Source organism: Alistipes sp. An54, assembly GCF_002159375.1.
GTDB lineage: Bacteria > Bacteroidota > Bacteroidia > Bacteroidales > Rikenellaceae > Alistipes > Alistipes megaguti.
This window is the reverse complement of sequence record NZ_NFIA01000019.1, coordinates 1-18,148: the sequence shown is the minus strand read 5'-3', so window position 1 is coordinate 18,148 and position 18,148 is coordinate 1. Positions and strand designations below refer to the sequence as shown.

Annotated in this window: 14 protein-coding genes and 1 tRNA gene; 9 read left to right on the top strand and 6 right to left on the bottom strand. The window is 61.7% G+C overall.

Annotated elements, in window-relative coordinates:
• From B5G09_RS14515 to B5G09_RS12600, 4 genes are read right to left on the bottom strand one after another with little or no spacing between them, the layout of a single operon-like run.
• Positions 1 to 690 carry a TonB family protein gene (locus tag B5G09_RS14515; protein ID WP_206384450.1) on the bottom strand — a complete coding sequence of 230 codons (690 nt, stop codon included), beginning with the start codon at positions 688 to 690 and terminating at the stop codon, positions 1 to 3.
• Positions 691 to 694: 4 nt separating this feature from the next.
• Entirely contained in the window at positions 695 to 1,102 is a 408-nt protein-coding gene (locus B5G09_RS12610; protein ID WP_087309124.1) for a biopolymer transporter ExbD, read from the bottom strand.
• A gap of 6 nt (positions 1,103 to 1,108) precedes the next feature.
• A complete protein-coding gene (locus B5G09_RS12605; protein WP_087309123.1) occupies positions 1,109 to 1,783 on the bottom strand; it encodes a MotA/TolQ/ExbB proton channel family protein in 675 nt (224 codons plus the stop codon).
• A gap of 26 nt (positions 1,784 to 1,809) precedes the next feature.
• Positions 1,810 to 6,537, bottom strand: coding sequence for a translocation/assembly module TamB domain-containing protein (locus B5G09_RS12600; RefSeq protein WP_087405448.1), 4,728 nt, complete (start codon positions 6,535 to 6,537; stop codon positions 1,810 to 1,812).
• Positions 6,538 to 6,598: 61 nt separating this feature from the next.
• Here B5G09_RS12600 and tsaD point away from each other — a divergent pair, with 61 nt between their 5' ends.
• Entirely contained in the window at positions 6,599 to 7,621 is a 1,023-nt protein-coding gene (tsaD, locus tag B5G09_RS12595) for a tRNA (adenosine(37)-N6)-threonylcarbamoyltransferase complex transferase subunit TsaD (protein ID WP_087405447.1), read from the top strand.
• 347 nt (positions 7,622 to 7,968) lie between these two features.
• Here the strand turns inward: tsaD and terL are convergent, their stop codons facing one another.
• Positions 7,969 to 9,471, bottom strand: coding sequence for a phage terminase large subunit (terL, locus tag B5G09_RS12590; RefSeq protein WP_087405446.1), 1,503 nt, complete (start codon positions 9,469 to 9,471; stop codon positions 7,969 to 7,971).
• A gap of 140 nt (positions 9,472 to 9,611) precedes the next feature.
• Positions 9,612 to 9,899, bottom strand: coding sequence for a hypothetical protein (locus tag B5G09_RS12585; RefSeq protein ID WP_087405445.1), 288 nt, complete (start codon positions 9,897 to 9,899; stop codon positions 9,612 to 9,614).
• 139 nt (positions 9,900 to 10,038) lie between these two features.
• On the opposite strand from B5G09_RS12585, the gene B5G09_RS12580 reads away from it, so the two are divergent.
• The 8 genes from B5G09_RS12580 to B5G09_RS14510 all read left to right on the top strand — a co-directional run.
• A complete protein-coding gene (locus tag B5G09_RS12580) occupies positions 10,039 to 10,710 on the top strand; it encodes an XRE family transcriptional regulator (protein ID WP_087309118.1) in 672 nt (223 codons plus the stop codon).
• A 155-nt stretch (positions 10,711 to 10,865) separates the two neighbouring features.
• Positions 10,866 to 11,708 carry a 5-dehydro-4-deoxy-D-glucuronate isomerase gene (gene kduI, locus B5G09_RS12575; protein ID WP_087405444.1) on the top strand — a complete coding sequence of 281 codons (843 nt, stop codon included), beginning with the start codon at positions 10,866 to 10,868 and terminating at the stop codon, positions 11,706 to 11,708.
• 371 nt (positions 11,709 to 12,079) lie between these two features.
• Positions 12,080 to 12,874, top strand: a complete 795-nt coding sequence (locus tag B5G09_RS12570) for a gluconate 5-dehydrogenase (protein WP_087405443.1) — start codon at positions 12,080 to 12,082, stop codon at positions 12,872 to 12,874.
• A 697-nt stretch (positions 12,875 to 13,571) separates the two neighbouring features.
• Complete coding sequence (locus tag B5G09_RS12565) at positions 13,572 to 15,416, top strand: 2-oxoacid:acceptor oxidoreductase subunit alpha (RefSeq protein WP_087309115.1); 1,845 nt, start codon at positions 13,572 to 13,574, stop codon at positions 15,414 to 15,416.
• Positions 15,417 to 15,420: 4 nt separating this feature from the next.
• Entirely contained in the window at positions 15,421 to 16,452 is a 1,032-nt protein-coding gene (locus tag B5G09_RS12560) for a 2-oxoacid:ferredoxin oxidoreductase subunit beta (protein WP_087405442.1), read from the top strand.
• A gap of 98 nt (positions 16,453 to 16,550) precedes the next feature.
• Positions 16,551 to 17,432, top strand: a complete 882-nt coding sequence (locus B5G09_RS12555; RefSeq protein ID WP_087405441.1) for a carbohydrate kinase — start codon at positions 16,551 to 16,553, stop codon at positions 17,430 to 17,432.
• A 210-nt stretch (positions 17,433 to 17,642) separates the two neighbouring features.
• A tRNA-Ala gene (locus B5G09_RS12550) sits at positions 17,643 to 17,719 on the top strand.
• Positions 17,720 to 17,966: 247 nt separating this feature from the next.
• On the top strand, positions 17,967 to 18,148 hold a 182-nt coding region (locus tag B5G09_RS14510; RefSeq protein WP_262481271.1), incomplete at its 3' end, for an Arm DNA-binding domain-containing protein.

The window sequence follows — 18,148 nt, the reverse complement described above, 5'->3', positions numbered from 1 at the left end:
TCAATTCAGTGTGAATACATAGGTTATCGTTCCGCCCTGCACCGCGGCACGGCTCTCCGTGAAGCGCGCCTTGAGGGCCGCCTGACGCGCCGCCGCAACCAGTTCCGGAGCATCGGTCGTCGAACCCACCGGTTCGTAGGAGGCCCCCGTGACCCGGCCCCGCGCGTCGACCGTCACCCGGATCACCACCTTGCCGCTCTTGCCGCCCGGGTAGGACGGACGCGGCAGGTCGCCCACCAGTCCGCGACCCTGGAGCCCCTTGTCCAGCTGGTCCAGTCCGTCGGGATTCAGACCCGGACCCCGGCCCGAAGCCTTGTCCTCGCCCTCCCGGGCGCGTGGATTGCCCGCATTGTCGGGTTCGTCCGCCCCGCCGCGGTTCATCTTGAAGAGTGCCTTCGGATTCGGGGTCTCGGTCACCTCGTCCTTGCCCGCAGCCTGGGCCACCTGCTCCACCGGAGCAGCCTCGTCGTGGACGCGCGGCTCCTCGGCCACCTGCACCGGAGGCCGCGGCGGCTCCTCAGGCACCGGCTCCGTGAAGTCGACAAGGATCGTGTCGCCCGGCTTCTCGAGCGCCGGCGTGAAGTCGAACGACACCGCGGCGAACGATCCCGCGAGCAGCACGCCATAGACCGCTGCCGCCACAATCGCCCACCGTCGCGGGGACCTGTTATCGGGATCATAGTAATACATACGGCTATCGCGGCGTGGTGGCCAGTATCAGTTTGTAATTGTTGTCCTTGGCGATGTTCATCACCTTGACCACCTCGTCGACTGCCACCGTCTTGTCGCAGTGCAGCGATACGGTGGGCTCCTTCTGCCCGTCGAGGCGCGCCTTGAGTGCCCGCTCGACCCCTTCGATCGAACCCACCTCGTTGCTCTCGACGTAATAGCGGTAGTGGCCGTTCTTCAGATCCTGCACCGAAACCGTCGTCATCGCCTTGTCCTTGAGCTGGTTCGAACTTTTGGGCAACATCAGCTTCAGGGCATTGGGGTTGATCAGCGTCGTGGCGATCAGCAGGAAGAGCAGCAGCAGGAACATCAGGTCGGTCATCGACGAGGCCGAAAACGATTTATCGACTTTCGAACCGTGTTTGATTGCCATGGCCGTCTATTTTTGAACGGGTTGATTCAGAATGTCCATGAAGGCGATCGAGTTGGCCTCCATCTGGAAGACCAGCTTCTCGATGCGGGCCACCAGATAGTTGTAGCCGAAGTAGGCCGGGATGCCGACGATCAGACCGCCGACGGTCGTCACCATGGCCACGTACATACCGCTGGCCAACAGCGCCAGGTCGACCGTACCGCCTGCCGCCGACATGTCCATGAAGGTCTGCACCATGCCGAGCACCGTGCCGAGGAAGCCCAGCATCGGGGCGCCGCCGGCGATCGTCGCCAGGAACGGAAGCCCGTTTTCGAGCTTCGAAACCTCGAGATTGGCCACATTCTCGATGGCTGTCTGCACGTCGCTCATCGGACGTCCGATGCGCTCGATGCCCTTCTCGACCATGCGGGCGATCGGCGTGTCGGTCTTCTTGCACAGGTTGACGGCCGTCGAGATCTTGCCGTCCGAAATGTAGTCGCGGATGCGGTTCATGAAGTTCATGTCCAGCACCGAGGCCTTGCGGATGGCCAGAAAGCGCTCCACGAAGATGAAGATCGTCACTCCCCCCAGCACCAGCAGCGGCCACATCAGCCAGCCGCCCTTGGTAAACAGCGTCCACAAGCCCATGCGGGTCTCTTCACTTACGGCCACCGCCTCGGCGGCCTGCAAAAATGTTGTCATAGCGTTTTGTGTGAATTATTGGTGTTTTACTTGATTGAATGCTCCTTTTTGATGCGGCGCCGCGCGCTGTCCCCCGCCTGAACGGCAGGTTTTTCGATCTTCTCCGGCGAGGGGTCCTCCTCGTAGAGCGGCTCCGCAAGGCTGAACGGCTGCGGCCCCTCCTCCGCCTTGTCCGGGGCCGTTGCGGACTCCTTCGCGCGCTCCGACGCCTCGGCTGCCTCCCCGCAGGCCCGCTGCTCCGCCTTCTCGGCCTCGCGCAGCGTGCGACGCGCCATCCGGCGCGCCTTGCGGCGCTTGTTGGTGAAGCGCTCCCGGATCCGGTCGCGCAGGTCGCGCAGATTGTCGAAATCCTCCTTGAAGTAGACGCCCATGCCCGTCTCCTGCAGACCCTGGTTCTCGTCGAAACGGTCGATCGTCTGCGTGAAGGCCTTCAGCTTGAGCGTCCCGGCGCGGTCGATCAGGTAGGTGATGTAGGCCTCGCCCATGAAGTTCGACATCGTATTGTTGTTCACCGCCTGTTTGTTGTCGATCAGGTAGTTGCCCTCGACCTCGACGAAGAGGCGGTTGTTGATCAGGCTCTTCGACAGCCCGAAGTCCACCTCGTCGCTCGTCAGCTCCGACTTGGGCCGGTAGCGGATCACCACGTTGTAGTCCGACGACGAGAGCCACGTGCTCACCATGTTCGAGACGAACTCCAGCCCCGTGGCCGCCGAGACCGAACTGCCGATGTTCGACGACGACTGCGACGTGCTCTCCGACATGAAGCTGTTGAAGAGCAGCAGGTAGAGGAACTGCGTGTCGACCGTCTCGGGGGTCGACAGCGCACTGGCCACCACGGCCGCCGTCTCGGGATCCGACCCCGGCACGCGCACGTCGAACGTGATGCTCGGGTTCGAAAGCGACTCGCCCAGGTGGATCACACACTCGACCGGCACCGAACGGTCGCCGCCCAGATTCTCCGACGTCCCCTGCAGCAGCGGCTGCAGCGACGCCTTGACCTTGTAGATGCCGTCGATGTTGAGCTGCGCCTCCATCGGCGAACCGGTCCACTGGATCGACGATCCGCTCTCGATCGTAAAGCGCTTGTTGATGATCTGCTGCAGCGAGAGCAAGAACGTTCCCTCCTCGATCGTATAGTCGCCGTTGATCATGAAAAGGTTTTCGCGGGGATTGATCTCAAGGTTCAGCGCCCCGGCGCCGCGTCCGCGCACCGTATTGCCCGCCACGTCGAGCTCCATCTCGACGTTGGGCCGCACGTCGAGCTCCATGTTGATGTTCATGCTGCTGCCGGCGTTGAACTCCTGGCGCCGACGACGCTCGAACGAGAGCTTGCGCCGCGCCACATCATCCAGCGAGTCGATCCTGCGCGGCTGCACGAAGCGGACGAAATCGGCACTCGCGATGTTCGACCGGCTCGACAGCGGCATGACGAACGACGAATTCTCGTCCGTCGAGGCCGTAATATCCATGTCGACCGAGCCCTTGTTGCCCGCAATGCGGGCCATGCCCGTGGCGTAGACCCGTCCGTGGAAGAGGTCGTTGTCCTCGGCCGTCGTATTGAGCACAAGCATCCGCTGCGGGGCCACCCGCACGTCGTAGGAGATGTTCGACAGGTGTTCGAGATTCAGATCGAAGTCGAAACGGCCGCGGTTGCCCTGCGGGTCGTAGACCGGGACATTGGCGGCCTGGAAGCGGTTGTCGTGCACCGTGAGCAGCGCCTCGGGCATGGCGTAGGTCACCCGCGTGAAGTCGACCGTCGTACGGAGCCCCGACACGCGGATCTCACCTTCCAGATCGGCCTCGCGGCCCTGCCCCTGCAACACCAGATCGGCCGAAGCCAGCCCCTCGGTCGAGGAGATCACCCCCGAGAGCAGCGGATCGAGCAGCCCCATGTCGAGGCTGTCGACATCCATCCGCACATAGTAGCGGCTGCGCGTCGGAGCGTAGAAGCCCCGCACAAGCGTATCGCGTTTCAGGCGGTTGGTGACCGTCACGCCGGCCCGGTTGCGGGCAAAGTCCCAGCGCGAGGCCAGCCGCATGGGCGGTGCCGGGATGTCGTTCACCTCGACGCTGTCGAGCAGGATGTCGGCCGTCACCTCGGCACCGCGCAGCACCGATTTCATCGTCGCCCGTCCGTTCGTACGCCCCTCGATGTAGTAGCCCATGCGTTCGGCCACCTGCGTGAAGGGCCCCAGGTCGAAGTTGTGCAGTGACAGGGTCAGCGAATCCTCGCGGCTGCGCGAGGCAATGCCGTCCAGGAGCAGCTCCTGCTCGTCGTTCATCACGACGAAGTGGTCGATATCGACCCGCGCCGTATCGAGCTGGATGCGATGGGCGAAGATTTGCCAGGTCTTGTCGCCGCGCGTGATGTGCGAAGGCTGGATATGAAGTTCGACCACGCGGCCGTTGGGGCCGTTTTCGTCGGCCACCCGGGCCCGGAGTCCCACCAGGCCCGAAGTCCGGCGCGTCGTATCGTTGAATCCCGCCGAAAACTCCACACGGCCCTGTTTGGCGCCGCCCGTGAGCGAGAGTTGCGGCAGGTGCAGGATCCCGGCATAGAGGTCCTCGGCCGAGGCGTAGAGGGCCAGCGAATCGCCCCGGTTCAGGGCATTAACCGAGAGGCGCGTGGCCAGCATCCGCCGCCGTTCGATGTATTCGGCCGAGGCCTTGAGCGAGAACTGGTCGCTGGCCGGATTGAAGAGCAGCTGCATCGACGCTCCGTCGGCAATCTGAAGCCCCGCGGCCACGGCATCGGCCACCGGATTGAAGTTATGGATGTTGACCGACAGCAGCGAGAAGTCGTTGGCCACGGCCGTCTTGCGCGCCACGGAGTCGGCCGCCGGCTCGCCGCGCCCCAGAATCGGCAGATAGCGCCAGGCGCTCCGCCGCAGATACTCGAAGACAGTGCGGTAGCTGGTCTTCGAACGGAAGGTGGCGTCGGCAAAGTCCGAACGCAGTTCGACGAACTTGCTGTCGGCCGAGTTTTCACCGCGCACGTCGATCTGCGCGGCGGTGACCTCCTTGTCGTTGTAGCGGTAACGGGCGTCCGAGACGCGGATCGAACCGTTCAGGTCGTCGAGCGAGCGTCCGCTGGCGTTGGCCTCCAGAAAGGCCGAGAGCCGCGACACCGAATCGCGCTGGTTGATCTGCAGCCGGGCCAGGTCGGCATGACGCAGATCGAGCGAAAAGTCGTAGTTGGGAACCGTATCGTTGAAATCGACCTTGCCGAAGAAATCGAAATCCAGATTGGGGTCGCGGGCCGCGATCCGGCCGTCGAATTCGCGGTTGCGGAGCCGGCCGTCGAGCCGCAGCGAGTCGTAGACGTAGCCGTTGAAGCCCAGATCGGCGACCGTGCCCGCGATGTTGGCATCGGCAATGCCCCGGCCGATCATGCCGTCGATGCGGGCCGTGAGCGAGGCGTCACCCAGCAGCTCCTCGCGTCCGAGCAGTTCGCCCAGCCGGAAGTTGCGCGTCTCGACCCGTCCGCGGATCGAGCTCATGCCCCGCCTGAGGGGAGCCATCTCCAGCGAGCAGGAGACCTTGCCCACACCGGTGGCGGCCCCCAGACGCATGTCGAAGGCCGAGAGGCGTCCGACGAAGCGTCCCTCGAGGTCCAAACGCCCCGAATTCCCGACCACCGAGGCCACCTGTTCCGGAAGGCCGCTTCGGGCAATGGACCACGAAAGGCGGTCGAGGGCCTCGGCCGTCGACTGCAGCCGCGAGAGCGTGATGTCGAAACGCGTCGTGCGGATCTCGGGCAGACCGCGGACGGCCAGTTCGGCCGCCAGATGCGTCTCACGGTCGAGGGTCAGACGGCGGATCCGCCCCGTGAAGTCGGCCACCGTACCCGTCAAGTCGAGATCGGCCTCCGAGAAGTCGACGTGCCAGTCGCGCAGCGAGGGGGCAAACCAGGCGATGTCGTCCGACGAGACCTTCGAATCGCGGAGCGCCGCGTCGATCCGCACCTCGTTGACGAAGTCGCGGTACTCGTCCCACGAATTGCCCACGAGCGAGATGTAGGGGATGTGGATATCCGACCGGCGGGTGCGGATCTCCGTATCCTCGAATCCCAGACACCCCTGCGTCATGTAGAAGCGTCCCGAGAGGCGTTCGAGTTCAAAACCGCTCCGTTCGCGGGCCGCCAGGCGTTCGATCGAGGTATAGATGGCCTGGCCGTCGATGGTGAAATCCTCGACGAAGGCTGTCATGTCGCTGAGATGCATGTGGGCGAAATCGATGCCGAACTCCGGATCGCGGCGGTCGAGGCGCTCCAGACAGAGCTCCATGCCGTCGATCGAGGCCTTGCGCAGCCGCAGCCGGAAGTTGCCCTTCTTCTCGCGGTCGGGGTCGGAGATGCGGTTGACGACCTGCTTGATGTTCATCTCGCCCGAGGGGGTCTGACGCAGGTAGAGCCTCGCATCGGCAATCTCGCCGCGGCTGAACTCCAGCCCGCCGCCCAACAGCCCCAGACTGGTGACATAGGTGTTCAGATGGCCGACATAGAAAAGCGTATCGCGCTGATAGTCCTCAACATAGAAACCGTCGACACGGATCCGCGAGAAGAGTCCGATGTCCACGTGGTCGATCGAAACGGTGGTCTCCAGCCGCCGCGACACCAGCTCGGCCAGACGGTCCGCGACGAAGTTCTGCACCGAGCGGATATCCAGCAGCAGCGACAGCCCCAGGGGAAGAATTATCAGCAACAAAACCGCCGCCGAGAACACCATTCCCAATATTTTTATACCTTTGCGCATCGGAACACCGTTATAACGGGCAAAGTTAGCGAAAAAGTTAAAATAACAGCGAAAAAACCGGATGGATATTACAATTCTCGGCATCGAATCCTCGTGCGACGACACCTCGGCAGCCGTCCTGCGCAACAACGTCCTGCTTTCGAACGTCATCGCCTCGCAGGCCGTACACATGAAGTACGGCGGCGTCATCCCCGAACTGGCCTCCCGCGCCCATCAGCAGAACATCATTCCGGTGGTGGACACTGCCCTGCGCGAAGCCGGACTCACGGCCTCGGAGATCGACGCCATTGCCTTCACGCGCGGTCCCGGTCTGCTGGGATCGCTTCTGGTGGGCGTCTCCTTCACCAAGGGGCTCTCCATCGCCCGCAACATCCCGATGGTGGAGGTCAACCACCTGCAGGGGCATATCCTCTCGCACTTCATCGACCTTCCGGACCGGCAGCTGCCCCACCCCGACTTTCCGTACCTGTGTCTGCTGGTCAGCGGCGGCCACACGCAGATCGTACGGGTCAACTCCCCGCTCGAGATGGAGATCATCGGCACGACGATCGACGACGCCGCCGGCGAAGCCTTCGACAAGTGCGCCAAGGTGATGGGACTCCCCTATCCGGGCGGCCCGGTGATCGACCGTCTGGCCAAGGAGGGCAACCCCAAGGCCTTCCGCTTCGCCCATCCCCATGTCGACGGTTACGACTACTCGTTCTCGGGCCTGAAGACCTCGTTCCTCTACACGCTGCGCGACGCCGTGGCCCAGGACCCCGACTTCATCGAGAAAAACAAGGCCGACCTGTGCGCCTCGCTGCAGGCCACGATCGTCGAGATCCTGCTCGACAAGCTGATCCGCGCCTCGAAGGATACGGGCATCCGCGACATTGCGGCCGGCGGAGGCGTCTCGGCCAACTCCGGACTGCGCAACGGCATTACGGAGGCCGGACGGCGCCGCGGCTGGCGGACCTTCCTGCCCGAGTTCAAGTTCACGACCGACAACGCCGCCATGATCGCCATGGCCGGCTACTTCCACTACCGCAACGGCGAGTTCGCCTCGCTCGACGTCTCGCCCGTGGCCCGTCTCGAAGAGCTGTAGACAACAGGCTCCGCGCATGGCATCATGTCCCGCCTCCGTCCGACAGGAGGCGGGACTTTCCGTTTCCGACGGCGGCACACCCATCCCCTCAGGCCCGGCACCCGACAGGTGCCGGGCCTCTTCGTTCGCGGAAGCGGCCAAAGGTCCGTGCCTTCAGGAACCGGCGAGACGACCACCGTCTGCATCCTGCCGATGACACCCCTGCCGCTTCCACCCCGCGTTCTGCCGGCAACTCTCCGCAGGCTCCGCCTGCATCCCGTAGACAACAAACCCGACGCCCCCGGCTGGCTACGGCCCGCTGACAACGACCTCGCTGACAGCCTCCCCGCCGACAAACCGTCCCCGGCCTACGCGAAGCGGACACCGCGCAGCCTCTTGCGGCTGCGGTCCACCACCTCGTGCTCGACGATTCCCGTCACGACGTCCGCCGCATCGTGCCAGCGGTTGGAGCGGAACTTGCGCCGATAGGTCGTCAGATGGGCGTAGAGGTCGGGCCAGCGCAGGTTCCATCCCCGCGGCCACCGCACCAGATGGAGCACCGTGGCGGCATTCGACAGAATGCGCGCCTCCTTGTTGGCACTCTGGTGAAACCACTCCACCCGCACATCCGGAGCCAGCGCCTGCACGGCCCGGGCAAAACCCCGCCCACCGTTGTTGCTCTCGATGAGGGCCTGCCGCGTCCCCGAGCGCACGAGCAGATCCCCCACCAGCGGCTCGGTCTCCTCCATCGGCGCCCGCGAATAGACGGCGTCCGTCACGTAGATCACCCCGTCCGCATCGACCGCATAGGAGATCGAACAGAGGTAGTCGTCGCCCGTGTCGGCCGTATCGGTGTAGTTGGCGCGGCGGACGATCTCGTGCGGCAGGTCGTCGTACTCCGCAAAGTTCAGCCCGTACAACAGCCCCTCGCGCACGGTCGGGTGGCCCTGGTACATCGCCTCGAACTGCACGGGATCCAACCGCCGCTTGGCTGCCAGCAGCGTGGCGCCGTGCTGCGTCTCCCAGAGTGCCTCGCCCGGCTGCCGCGGGTCGAGTTCCGTTGCGGGCGAGGCCTTCAGCGCCTCGAAGTTCAGGTGGAGCCACCCGTCGGCCGACGGACGCTCGAGCTGAGCCCACGTACGGAGCTCCTCAACCGGCTCGCGCCGCATGAGCGTCCCGATGAGATCCTCCTCGTGCCATCGCGTGAAGACGATCAGTTCGCGCGAGGCGTTGTGCATGCGCGTCCGCACCACCGACGTATACCACTCCCAGCAGTTGGCCCGCACCAGCGGCGAATTGGCCTCCATGGCATCCTTGTAGAGATCGTCCAGGATGAAGCAGTCGACGCGGTTGCCCGTCAGCGAACCCTCGCGTCCGACCGAAAGCAGCCCGCCCCGGTGGTCGATCACCTCGACCTCCTCCGAGGTGCGGATATAGCCGGGCGGTTTGGTACCCTGCTTGATGCAGGTCGCGGGGAAGAAGGACCCGTACTCGCGCGAGTCGAGAATGCGCTGCACGCGGCGGTTGAACTTCGAGGCCAGCGACCCCGAATAGGAGGCGATCGCCACCCGCAGATCGGGATCCAGCCCCAGCATGTAGGCCGGCAGCAGCGTCGTGGAGCCGACGCTCTTGCCGTGCTGCGGGGGCATTGTCACCATGAGCCGGCGCACTCGCCCCCGGGCAAAAGCCTCCAGCACGCGGTAATAGACCCGGTGAAAGGACTGCAGCTCGAGAAACGGATAGACCCCCAGGGCGAACTCCGTGAACGAAGGGGGCTCGGCCGCTCCGGGAAAGCACAACTCCCCGATGTCGGGAACAAAAATCTCTGCGGGAGAGACTCCCGCAGAGACCGATTCGTTTTTTTTAACCATGTGAACAGTTTTTTCGTAAGGTCGGGACCCGGTGCTGGCGGCGCCGCGACGGGCGGGTCCTCGATCCCGGTGAAAGATTGCCTGAGGCTCCGGCGGGCGGCGCCGCGCCCGGGATTGGCGGTCCGGAGCCGTACGGGAGCTCAGAAGAGTGCCCGCACCTCGGAAAACGTGAAGTCGTTCCGCATTTCGCCCTCCGGGCCCGTGGTGTGGAACTCCCACCAGACGGGCACCAGATCCGCAATCGCATCCCGATCCCCTTCCGGATAGCTCTCCCGCCGCCGGTAGACGATCACCGAGGCCGTCAGCCGGCACTCGATGCCCTCCCGGTCGAACGTCAGGCTTCCCGAAAAGTAACTTCCGCCGCCGATGGCCTCCGCCAAACGCGTGGCCACCTCCTCGTAAAGTTCCGTTGATACCGAATACATCATTGATAATGAAGCTTTTTTTGCAAAACGCTTTGCAGAAGAAAATAAATTGTTTAACTTTGCTTCACAAAGATAGGTTCAAAATTTGAATTTTGTACCAGAAAGTTCAAAAATTTTATATCAATTTTTTTGATCAAAAGCCATGAACGAACGGGTAAAACTGATACGGAAACAGCTCGGCATGACGCAAGAGCAGCTGGCTCAGCGACTTGGAATCGGCAAGGCAGCCCTTTCGATGATCGAGACCGGCAAGGCGGGACTCTCGTCGCGCAACCGCAACATCCTGGTTCAGGAATTGAACGTCAACCCGGAGTGGCTCGAAACCGGCACGGGCAAGATGTTCAATGCCGAACCCGACCTGACAGCCTACATGCACCGCACGGACAATTCGCTGCCGCTACAGAGTGTCCCCCTCTACTCGATCGAGGGGACGGCCGGGCTCGTACCGCTGTTTACCGACCAGCACCAGATGAAGCCCGTCAACTACATCCACATCCCCAACCTGCCGAAGTGCGACGGAGCCATCTACATCGTCGGCGACTCGATGTACCCGCTGCTCAAGAGCGGCGACATCGTCCTCTACAAACAGCTCAAGAACATCGACGACGTCTTCTGGGGGGACATGTACCTGCTGTCGATCGACATCGACGGCGAGGAGTACGTCACCGTGAAATACATCCAGAAATCCGACCGTCCGGGTTATGTCAAACTCGTCAGCCAGAACCCCCATCACGCCGACAAGGAGGTCGAGATTTCGCGCATCCGCGCCATCGCGCTGGTCAAGGCCAGCATCCGCATGAACTCCATTCGATAAACGGCGGACATTCCGCCCGAATTATTTCGTATTCAAAGCGGTCTATTCCGATTTTTTTATTATCTTTGCCGAAGCGACAATTGGTCAGCCAATTTCGGATTTGGCGCCCAATTTCGCGAGATGTGCATACAAAGTATTAATTTTCAATACATTCCATGAAAACCAATTACGAAATCCGCTATGCAGCGCATCCCGAAGATGCCAAGCATTACGACACGACCCGTCTGCGCCGCGACTTTCTGATCGAAAAGGTCTTCGCAGCCGACGAAGTCAACATGGTCTACTCGATGTACGACCGCATGATCGTGGGCGGCGCCATGCCCGTCAACGAGACCCTCAAGCTCGAGGCCATCGATCCGCTGAAGGCCCCCTACTTCCTGACGCGCCGCGAAATGGGTATCTTCAACGTCGGAGGCCCCGGCGTGGTGAAGGCCGGCGACGCCACCTTTGAACTCAACTACAAGGAGGCCCTCTACCTGGGCCGCGGCGACCGTGAGGTCACCTTCACGAGCAAGGATCCCAAGAATCCCGCCAAGTTCTACTTCAACTCGACGACCGCCCACTGCGCCTACCCCGACAAGAAGGTCACCAAGGAGAACGCCGTCGTGGCCCACATGGGTTCGCTCGAAGGTTCGAACGACCGCAACATCAACAAGATGATCGTCAGCCAGGTGCTCCCCACCTGCCAGCTGCAGATGGGTATGACCGAACTGCTTCCGGGCAGCGTCTGGAACACCATGCCGGCCCACGTACACTCGCGCCGCATGGAGGCCTACTTCTACTTCGAGGTGCCCGAGGAGCACGCCGTCTGCCACCTGATGGGCCAGATCGACGAGACGCGCCACATCTGGATGAAGGGCGAGCAGGCCGTACTGTCGCCCGAGTGGTCGATCCACAGCGCCGCCGCCACCCACAACTACACCTTCATCTGGGGTATGGGCGGTGAGAACCTCGACTACGGCGATCAGGACTTCTCGAAGATCACCGACCTCAAATAACCCCGGGGCCGAGAGGGGAGGGGCCGTGCAGGACCAGGAAGGACCAGGCAGAAACAAGCAGGACCAGGAAGGACCAGGAAGGAGGATCAGGCAGGACCAGGCAGAAACAGGCAGGAGGCAGAAACAAAGCTAAGGGCCAAGGACCGGGCGGACTCCGAATAGGGACCAAGCCGGATACCGGACGGGAACCGGAGTCTGACACGAGGAGCGAGTCCGGAGGCTGGAAGTGAGAGAGAAAGCGGAGAGAGAAGAAAAGAGAGAAACCAGCCACCTGCACCGACTCTTGCACCGGAGAGACTCCGAGGCGACACCACCCCATCACCCCACAAAAAACAACAAACCAATCAACCCATCTAATACCAAGTAAAAAAATGGTAAACTTTTCATTGGAAGGTAAGGTAGCACTCGTAACGGGTGCCTCTTACGGAATCGGCTTCGCCATCGCTACGGCCTTCGCCCGCCAGGGCGCCAAGATCGTCTTCAACGACATCAAACAGGAGCTCGTCGACAAGGGCCTCGCCTCGTACAAGGCTGAAGGCGTCGACGCCAAGGGCTATGTCTGCGACGTGACCAACGAGGAGCAGGTCAATGCCATGGTTGCCCAGATCGAAAAGGAGGTCGGCGTCATTGATATTCTGGTCAACAACGCCGGCATCATCAAGCGCATCCCGATGGTCGAGATGAGTGCCAAGGATTTCCGCCAGGTAATCGACATCGACCTCAACGGTCCGTTCATCGTATCGAAGGCCGTCATTCCCTCGATGATCAAGAAGGGCCACGGCAAGATCATCAACATCTGCTCGATGATGTCGGAGCTCGGCCGTGAGACCGTATCGGCCTACGCCGCAGCCAAGGGCGGCCTGAAGATGCTGACCCGCAACATCGCTTCGGAGTACGGCGAATACAACATCCAGTGCAACGGTATCGGCCCGGGCTATATCGCCACCCCGCAGACCGCACCGCTGCGCGAGCGTCAGCCGGACGGTTCGCGTCATCCGTTCGACGCCTTCATCGTTGCCAAGACGCCGGCAGCCCGCTGGGGTACGACCGAGGACCTGATGGGTCCGGCCGTCTTCCTGGCATCGGAGGCTTCGGACTTCGTCAACGGACACATTCTCTACGTCGACGGCGGTATTCTGGCCTACATCGGCAAGCAGCCCAAATAAGCGGCCGGATACGATCGACACGTACGCAACGCCTTCCCTGCACGGGGAAGGCGTTTTTTTGTGTGGCCCCGGCAGATGCGCCCACACGGAACCAATTCTTTCCGAGCTCCGAACTACCGTTCCCACCACATCCGTCCCGGGCCAAACTGCCGCTCCGGGCCAATCTTCCAGACCACGCACGCCCCCAACCATGCCTCGGCCATTTCTTGCCCCGGTCAGCCACCGCCCGTTCCCGGTCCATCCATCTGGGGATCCAGACTGCCGCTCCGGGCCAATCTCCCGCAACAGGCACGCCCCGACCACGACGCTCCGGAGTCAGCCGGTCATCTCCCTGCCCGGTCTCAAACACTCGTGACTCGATTGCGGATCCGCTCCCTCATCCCCATCCCGAACCAGCAGTTCCTCTCCGAAATCCGTCTTCCGGCAAGCAAAATCCAGACTGAAGACCTATCGGTTTGAAAAAAATTTTAATAACTAACCTGTCTTTCGATCTGAAGCCTCAATCCGCCATTTTCATAACAAAAGAGCAGCATACGAACCTTGAAAAAGGTGATTCTTAACCAAATCAGTCCCGGACAATTCCCCGAAAACGCATAAAAATTCTTAAAAAACTTCCATTCGGCAGCTGTTTTGCCAATTTATTTTATATATTTGTCAAAACTTGTTCACCCATTACACTAATCTGAAACCAAAAATCATGGAACATTCCAACGTGAGGGAGTTGCAGGATGTGGTCATTCGATTCTCCGGAGATTCGGGCGACGGCATGCAGCTCACGGGTACGCTCTTCTCCGACACCTCGGCGCTGCTGGGCAACGGAACCTCGACCTTCCCGGACTATCCGGCCGAAATCCGCGCTCCGCAAGGCACCGTAGCCGGCGTCTCCGGTTTCCAGGTCCACTTCGGCGATCACCGCGAAATCAACCCCGGTGATTATTGCGACGTGCTGGTGGCGATGAATCCCGCCGCCCTGAAGGCCAACCGCAAATGGCTGAAACCCGAAGCTACGGTCATCATCGACGGCGACTCCATCACCGAGGAGCACCTCAAAAAGGCGGGCTTCAAGACCCTCGATCCGCTGGCCGAACTCGGTCTGGACGAGTACAACGTCGTGATGCCCGACATCACCTCGATGACGCGCGAGGCCCTCAAGGAGACCGGGCTGGACAACAAGGCCGTCACCAAGTGCAAGAACATGTTTGCCCTGGGCATCTGCTTCTGGCTCTTCGACCGCCCCGAGGAGTATGCCCTGCGCTATCTGGATACGAAATTCGCCAAGAAGAACCCGGCCGTGGCCGAGGCCAACAAACTCGCCATCAAGGCCGGATACAACTACGCCGCCAATACCCACCTGTTCGCCAGCAACTACACCGTGGCACCCGCCGCACGCGAGAAGGGAACCTACCGCTCGATCAACGGCAACGTCGCCACGGCCTGGGGTCTGTGCGCCGCCGCCGAGAAGGCCGGACTGCCGCTGTTCTGCGGCTCGTACCCCATTACGCCGGCCACGGTGATCCTCGAGGAGCTGGCCAAACGCAAGGATCTCGGCGTGAAGACCGTTCAGGCCGAGGACGAGATCGCCGGCATCTGCACGGCAATCGGTGCCGCCTTTGCGGGCAACTTCGCCGTGACGACCACCTCGGGCCCGGGCCTTTCGCTCAAGAGCGAGGCGCTGGGGCTGGCGGTGATGACCGAACTGCCGCTCGTCGTGGTCGACGTACAGCGCGGCGGACCCTCGACGGGTCTGCCGACCAAGACCGAACAGAGCGACCTGATGCAGGCCCTCTACGGCCGCAACGGCGAGTGTCCGGTGATCGTGGTGGCCGCCTCGTCGCCGAGCGACTGCTTCCACTACGCCTTCGAGGCCGGACGTCTGGCCATGGAACACATGACCCCCGTGGTGCTGCTCACCGACGGCTTCATCGCCAACGGTTCCGAACCGTGGCGCATCCCCTCGATGAAGGACTATCCGAAGATCTGCCCGCCGATCGTCGACGTGGCACCCGAGGGCGGCTTCATGCCCTACGTGCGCAACGAACAGCTGGCCCGCGGCTGGGCCTTCCCGGGCAAGGTGGGACTCGAACACCGCGTCGGCGGTCTGGAGAAGGATGCCGTCAAGGGCAGCATCTCCCACGACCCGGCCAACCACCAGAAGATGGTCGACACGCGTGCCGCCAAGGTGGCCAAGGTCGTCGACGACATTCCCGCACAAACGGTCTGGGGCGATCAGGAGGGTGAACTGCTCGTCGTCGGCTGGGGTGGAACGCGCGGACACCTTCAGAACGCCGTCGACGAGATGCGTCGCGAAGGCCACAAGGTTTCGCTGTGCCACTTCAACTACATCAACCCGCTGCCCCACGGCGTGCGCGAAATCTTCGCACGGTTCCGCCGCATCGTGGTCTGCGAGCTCAACGAAGGGCAATTTGCCAACTACCTGCGCCAGAACTTCCAGGAGTTCCGCTACGAACAGTACAACAAGTGCGAAGGCCAACCCTTCACGGTGGTCGAGCTGAAAGAAAAATTCGAATCCTTACTGAAATAACGCCATGGCAGACTTCAAATATACCCCCGCCGATTTCAAAAGCGACCAGGAGGTACGCTGGTGCCCGGGATGCGGCGACCACGCCATTCTGAATGCCGTACAGCGCGCCCTGCCCGAGGTGGCGGACGCCCTCGATACGCCCCACAACCTCTTCACCTTCGTGTCGGGTATCGGATGCTCGTCGCGCTTCATCTACTACATGAAGACCTACGGCTTCCACTCGGTTCATGGACGCGCCAATGCCGTGGCAACGGGTGTCAAGGTGGCCAACCCGCGGCTGTCGGTCTGGGTGGCCACGGGCGACGGCGACTCGCTGGCCATCGGCGGCAACCACTTCATCCACGCCATCCGGCGCAACGTCGACCTGAACGTCATCCTCTTCAACAACGAGATCTACGGCTTGACCAAGGGCCAGTACTCCCCCACCTCGAAGCTGGGCAAGATCACGAAGACCTCGCCCTACGGAACGGTCGAGAAACCCTTCACCCCGGGCGAACTGGTCATCGGCGCCAAGGGGACGTTCTTCGCCCGCACGGTCGACATGGAGGTCCAGCTGACGAAGGAGTGCCTGGTCGAGGCGGCCAAGCACAAGGGCATGTCGGTGGTCGAGGCGCTGCAGAACTGCGTGATCTTCAACGACAAGACCCACGCCGCCTACGCCGGTGACAAGGCCACGCGCGCCGAACATACGGTCGTGCTGCGCCACGGCGAGAAGATGCTCTTCGGCGCCAACAAGGAGAAGGGTCTGGTCTTCGAGAACATGAAGCTGAAGGTCGTTACGGTGGGCCAGGACGGCTACACGCTGGACGACATCCTGACGCACGACGCCCACGAGCGCGACACGACGCTGCACATGATGCTGGCGGCGATGAAATACCCGGACTACCCGGTGGCGCTGGGCGTGATCCGCGCCGTGGAGGACGACACGGTCTACGACCGGGCCGTGGAGCGTCAGGTCGAGGAGGTCAAGGCCTCGAGCAAGATCCACTGTGTCGACGACCTGCTGCACTCGGGAGCCACCTGGGAGGTGAAATAGCCCGACGACAAGAAAAGGATCCGGCCGGATTCTCCCCAGCGGAGGGTCCGGCCGTCGTACGAAAAACAATCGCAGAGAAACCAACAGAACGAAAAGTCATGAAAAACGAATGCATCATCGGATTGGGCGAGGTGCTTTGGGACATGCTACCCGAAGGACGCAAGATCGGCGGCGCCCCGGCCAACTTTGCCTGGCACATGGCGCAGTTCGGCTACGATGCCCGGGCCGTCAGCGCCGTAGGCAAGGATGCGGACGGCGAAGCCATTCTCGGCAACTTTGCCGAGCGGGGACTGAAGGCCGAACTGGCACAGGTGGACTACCCTACGGGACGCGTGGAGGTGACGCTCGACGCGGAGGGAATCCCGCAATACCGGATTCTCACCGACGTGGCGTGGGACCACATCCCCTGCACCGAGGCGCTCCGCACGATGGCCCGTACGGCGCGCTGCATCTGCTTCGGGTCGCTGGCCCAGCGCAGCGGGGAGTCGCGGCGGACGATCACGACGCTGCTTGACGAGGCACCGTGCGAGGCGCTCCGGGTCTTCGACATCAACCTGCGCCAGCAGTTCTACTCGCGGGAGGTGGTCACGGAGTCACTGCGCCGGTGCAACGTACTGAAGATAAACGACGAGGAGGCCGTCATCGTCGCACGGATGCTGGGCATCGCCTCGGAGGATATCTGCGAGATCGCCGAACGGCTGCGCGTCGATTACGGTCTGCGGGCCACAATTCTCACGTGCGGCAGCCGTGGCAGCCACGTCTTCTACGACGGAGGGCGTTCGGATCTCACAACGCCGAAGGTCAAGGTGGCCGATACGGTCGGAGCCGGCGATTCGTTTACGGCGGGCTTCTGCGCGGCGTGGCTCCACGGCTGCGACATAGCGACGGCCCATGCGCGGGGCGTAGCGGTTTCGGCCTATGTCTGCACGTGCGAGGGAGCGACGCCGCACCTACCCGAGGTGTTGACCCGCTTCGAATAGGCTCGCCGGGGGCGGTAGAAGATACGGGATTCGCAAGGATTGACCCCAAGGAGGAAATGGACAACCGGACAGCAGAGGCGCCGGGTTGCTATCAACAAACTGGAAATCAACAACTTGCACATAAATCCGGGAAAATCCGCAAAAAAATCGGCATTTTTCTGCGGAAAATTTGTGGGAATTAAAAAATCCGCTTATCTTTGCAACCGCAATGGGGGATTAGCTCAGCTGGCTAGAGCGCTTGCATGGCATGCAAGAGGTCACGAGTTCGAATCTCGTATTCTCCACCAAGAAACAACGCAAAAGATTGCAAATCCCTGTAAATCACGAATTTACAGGGATTTTTATTTTGGCCAAAATGCAGAAAAAGGCATCGAAAAGCAGGTTACCTGTGGCCTATTCGGTGTACTTTTTTTCGGGCCGAAAAAGTACACCGAATTGCTCGTAACAGATTGGTTTGCACATGTTTGCAGCGGTCTTCCTCTTGACTTGAGACACTTGGGAAACTAATTTTGTAACCCTTAATTCGGTGTACTTATGGAAAGGACAACATTCGGACTGTTGTTTTACATTCGGCGGGACAAGACCAACAAAAAAGGTGAAGCTCCCGTGTTTATGCGTCTGACAATCAACGGAGAACGCGCTGACGCCTCGATCAAACGCTTCATCGAGCCGCACGCCTGGAACTCGGCAAAAGGAAAAGCCAACGAAAAATGCCG

What these genes read in the sequence shown, in the direction of transcription:
- B5G09_RS14515 (WP_206384450.1), bottom strand. Translation starts at nt 690, where the DNA reads ATGTATTACTATGATCCCGATAACAGGTCCCCGCGACGGTGGGCGATT.
- B5G09_RS12610 (WP_087309124.1), bottom strand. Translation starts at nt 1,102, where the DNA reads ATGGCAATCAAACACGGTTCGAAAGTCGATAAATCGTTTTCGGCCTCG.
- B5G09_RS12605 (WP_087309123.1), bottom strand. Translation starts at nt 1,783, where the DNA reads ATGACAACATTTTTGCAGGCCGCCGAGGCGGTGGCCGTAAGTGAAGAG.
- B5G09_RS12600 (WP_087405448.1), bottom strand. Translation starts at nt 6,537, where the DNA reads ATGCGCAAAGGTATAAAAATATTGGGAATGGTGTTCTCGGCGGCGGTT.
- tsaD (WP_087405447.1), top strand. Translation starts at nt 6,599, where the DNA reads ATGGATATTACAATTCTCGGCATCGAATCCTCGTGCGACGACACCTCG.
- terL (WP_087405446.1), bottom strand. Translation starts at nt 9,471, where the DNA reads ATGGTTAAAAAAAACGAATCGGTCTCTGCGGGAGTCTCTCCCGCAGAG.
- B5G09_RS12585 (WP_087405445.1), bottom strand. Translation starts at nt 9,899, where the DNA reads ATGATGTATTCGGTATCAACGGAACTTTACGAGGAGGTGGCCACGCGT.
- B5G09_RS12580 (WP_087309118.1), top strand. Translation starts at nt 10,039, where the DNA reads ATGAACGAACGGGTAAAACTGATACGGAAACAGCTCGGCATGACGCAA.
- kduI (WP_087405444.1), top strand. Translation starts at nt 10,866, where the DNA reads ATGAAAACCAATTACGAAATCCGCTATGCAGCGCATCCCGAAGATGCC.
- B5G09_RS12570 (WP_087405443.1), top strand. Translation starts at nt 12,080, where the DNA reads ATGGTAAACTTTTCATTGGAAGGTAAGGTAGCACTCGTAACGGGTGCC.
- B5G09_RS12565 (WP_087309115.1), top strand. Translation starts at nt 13,572, where the DNA reads ATGGAACATTCCAACGTGAGGGAGTTGCAGGATGTGGTCATTCGATTC.
- B5G09_RS12560 (WP_087405442.1), top strand. Translation starts at nt 15,421, where the DNA reads ATGGCAGACTTCAAATATACCCCCGCCGATTTCAAAAGCGACCAGGAG.
- B5G09_RS12555 (WP_087405441.1), top strand. Translation starts at nt 16,551, where the DNA reads ATGAAAAACGAATGCATCATCGGATTGGGCGAGGTGCTTTGGGACATG.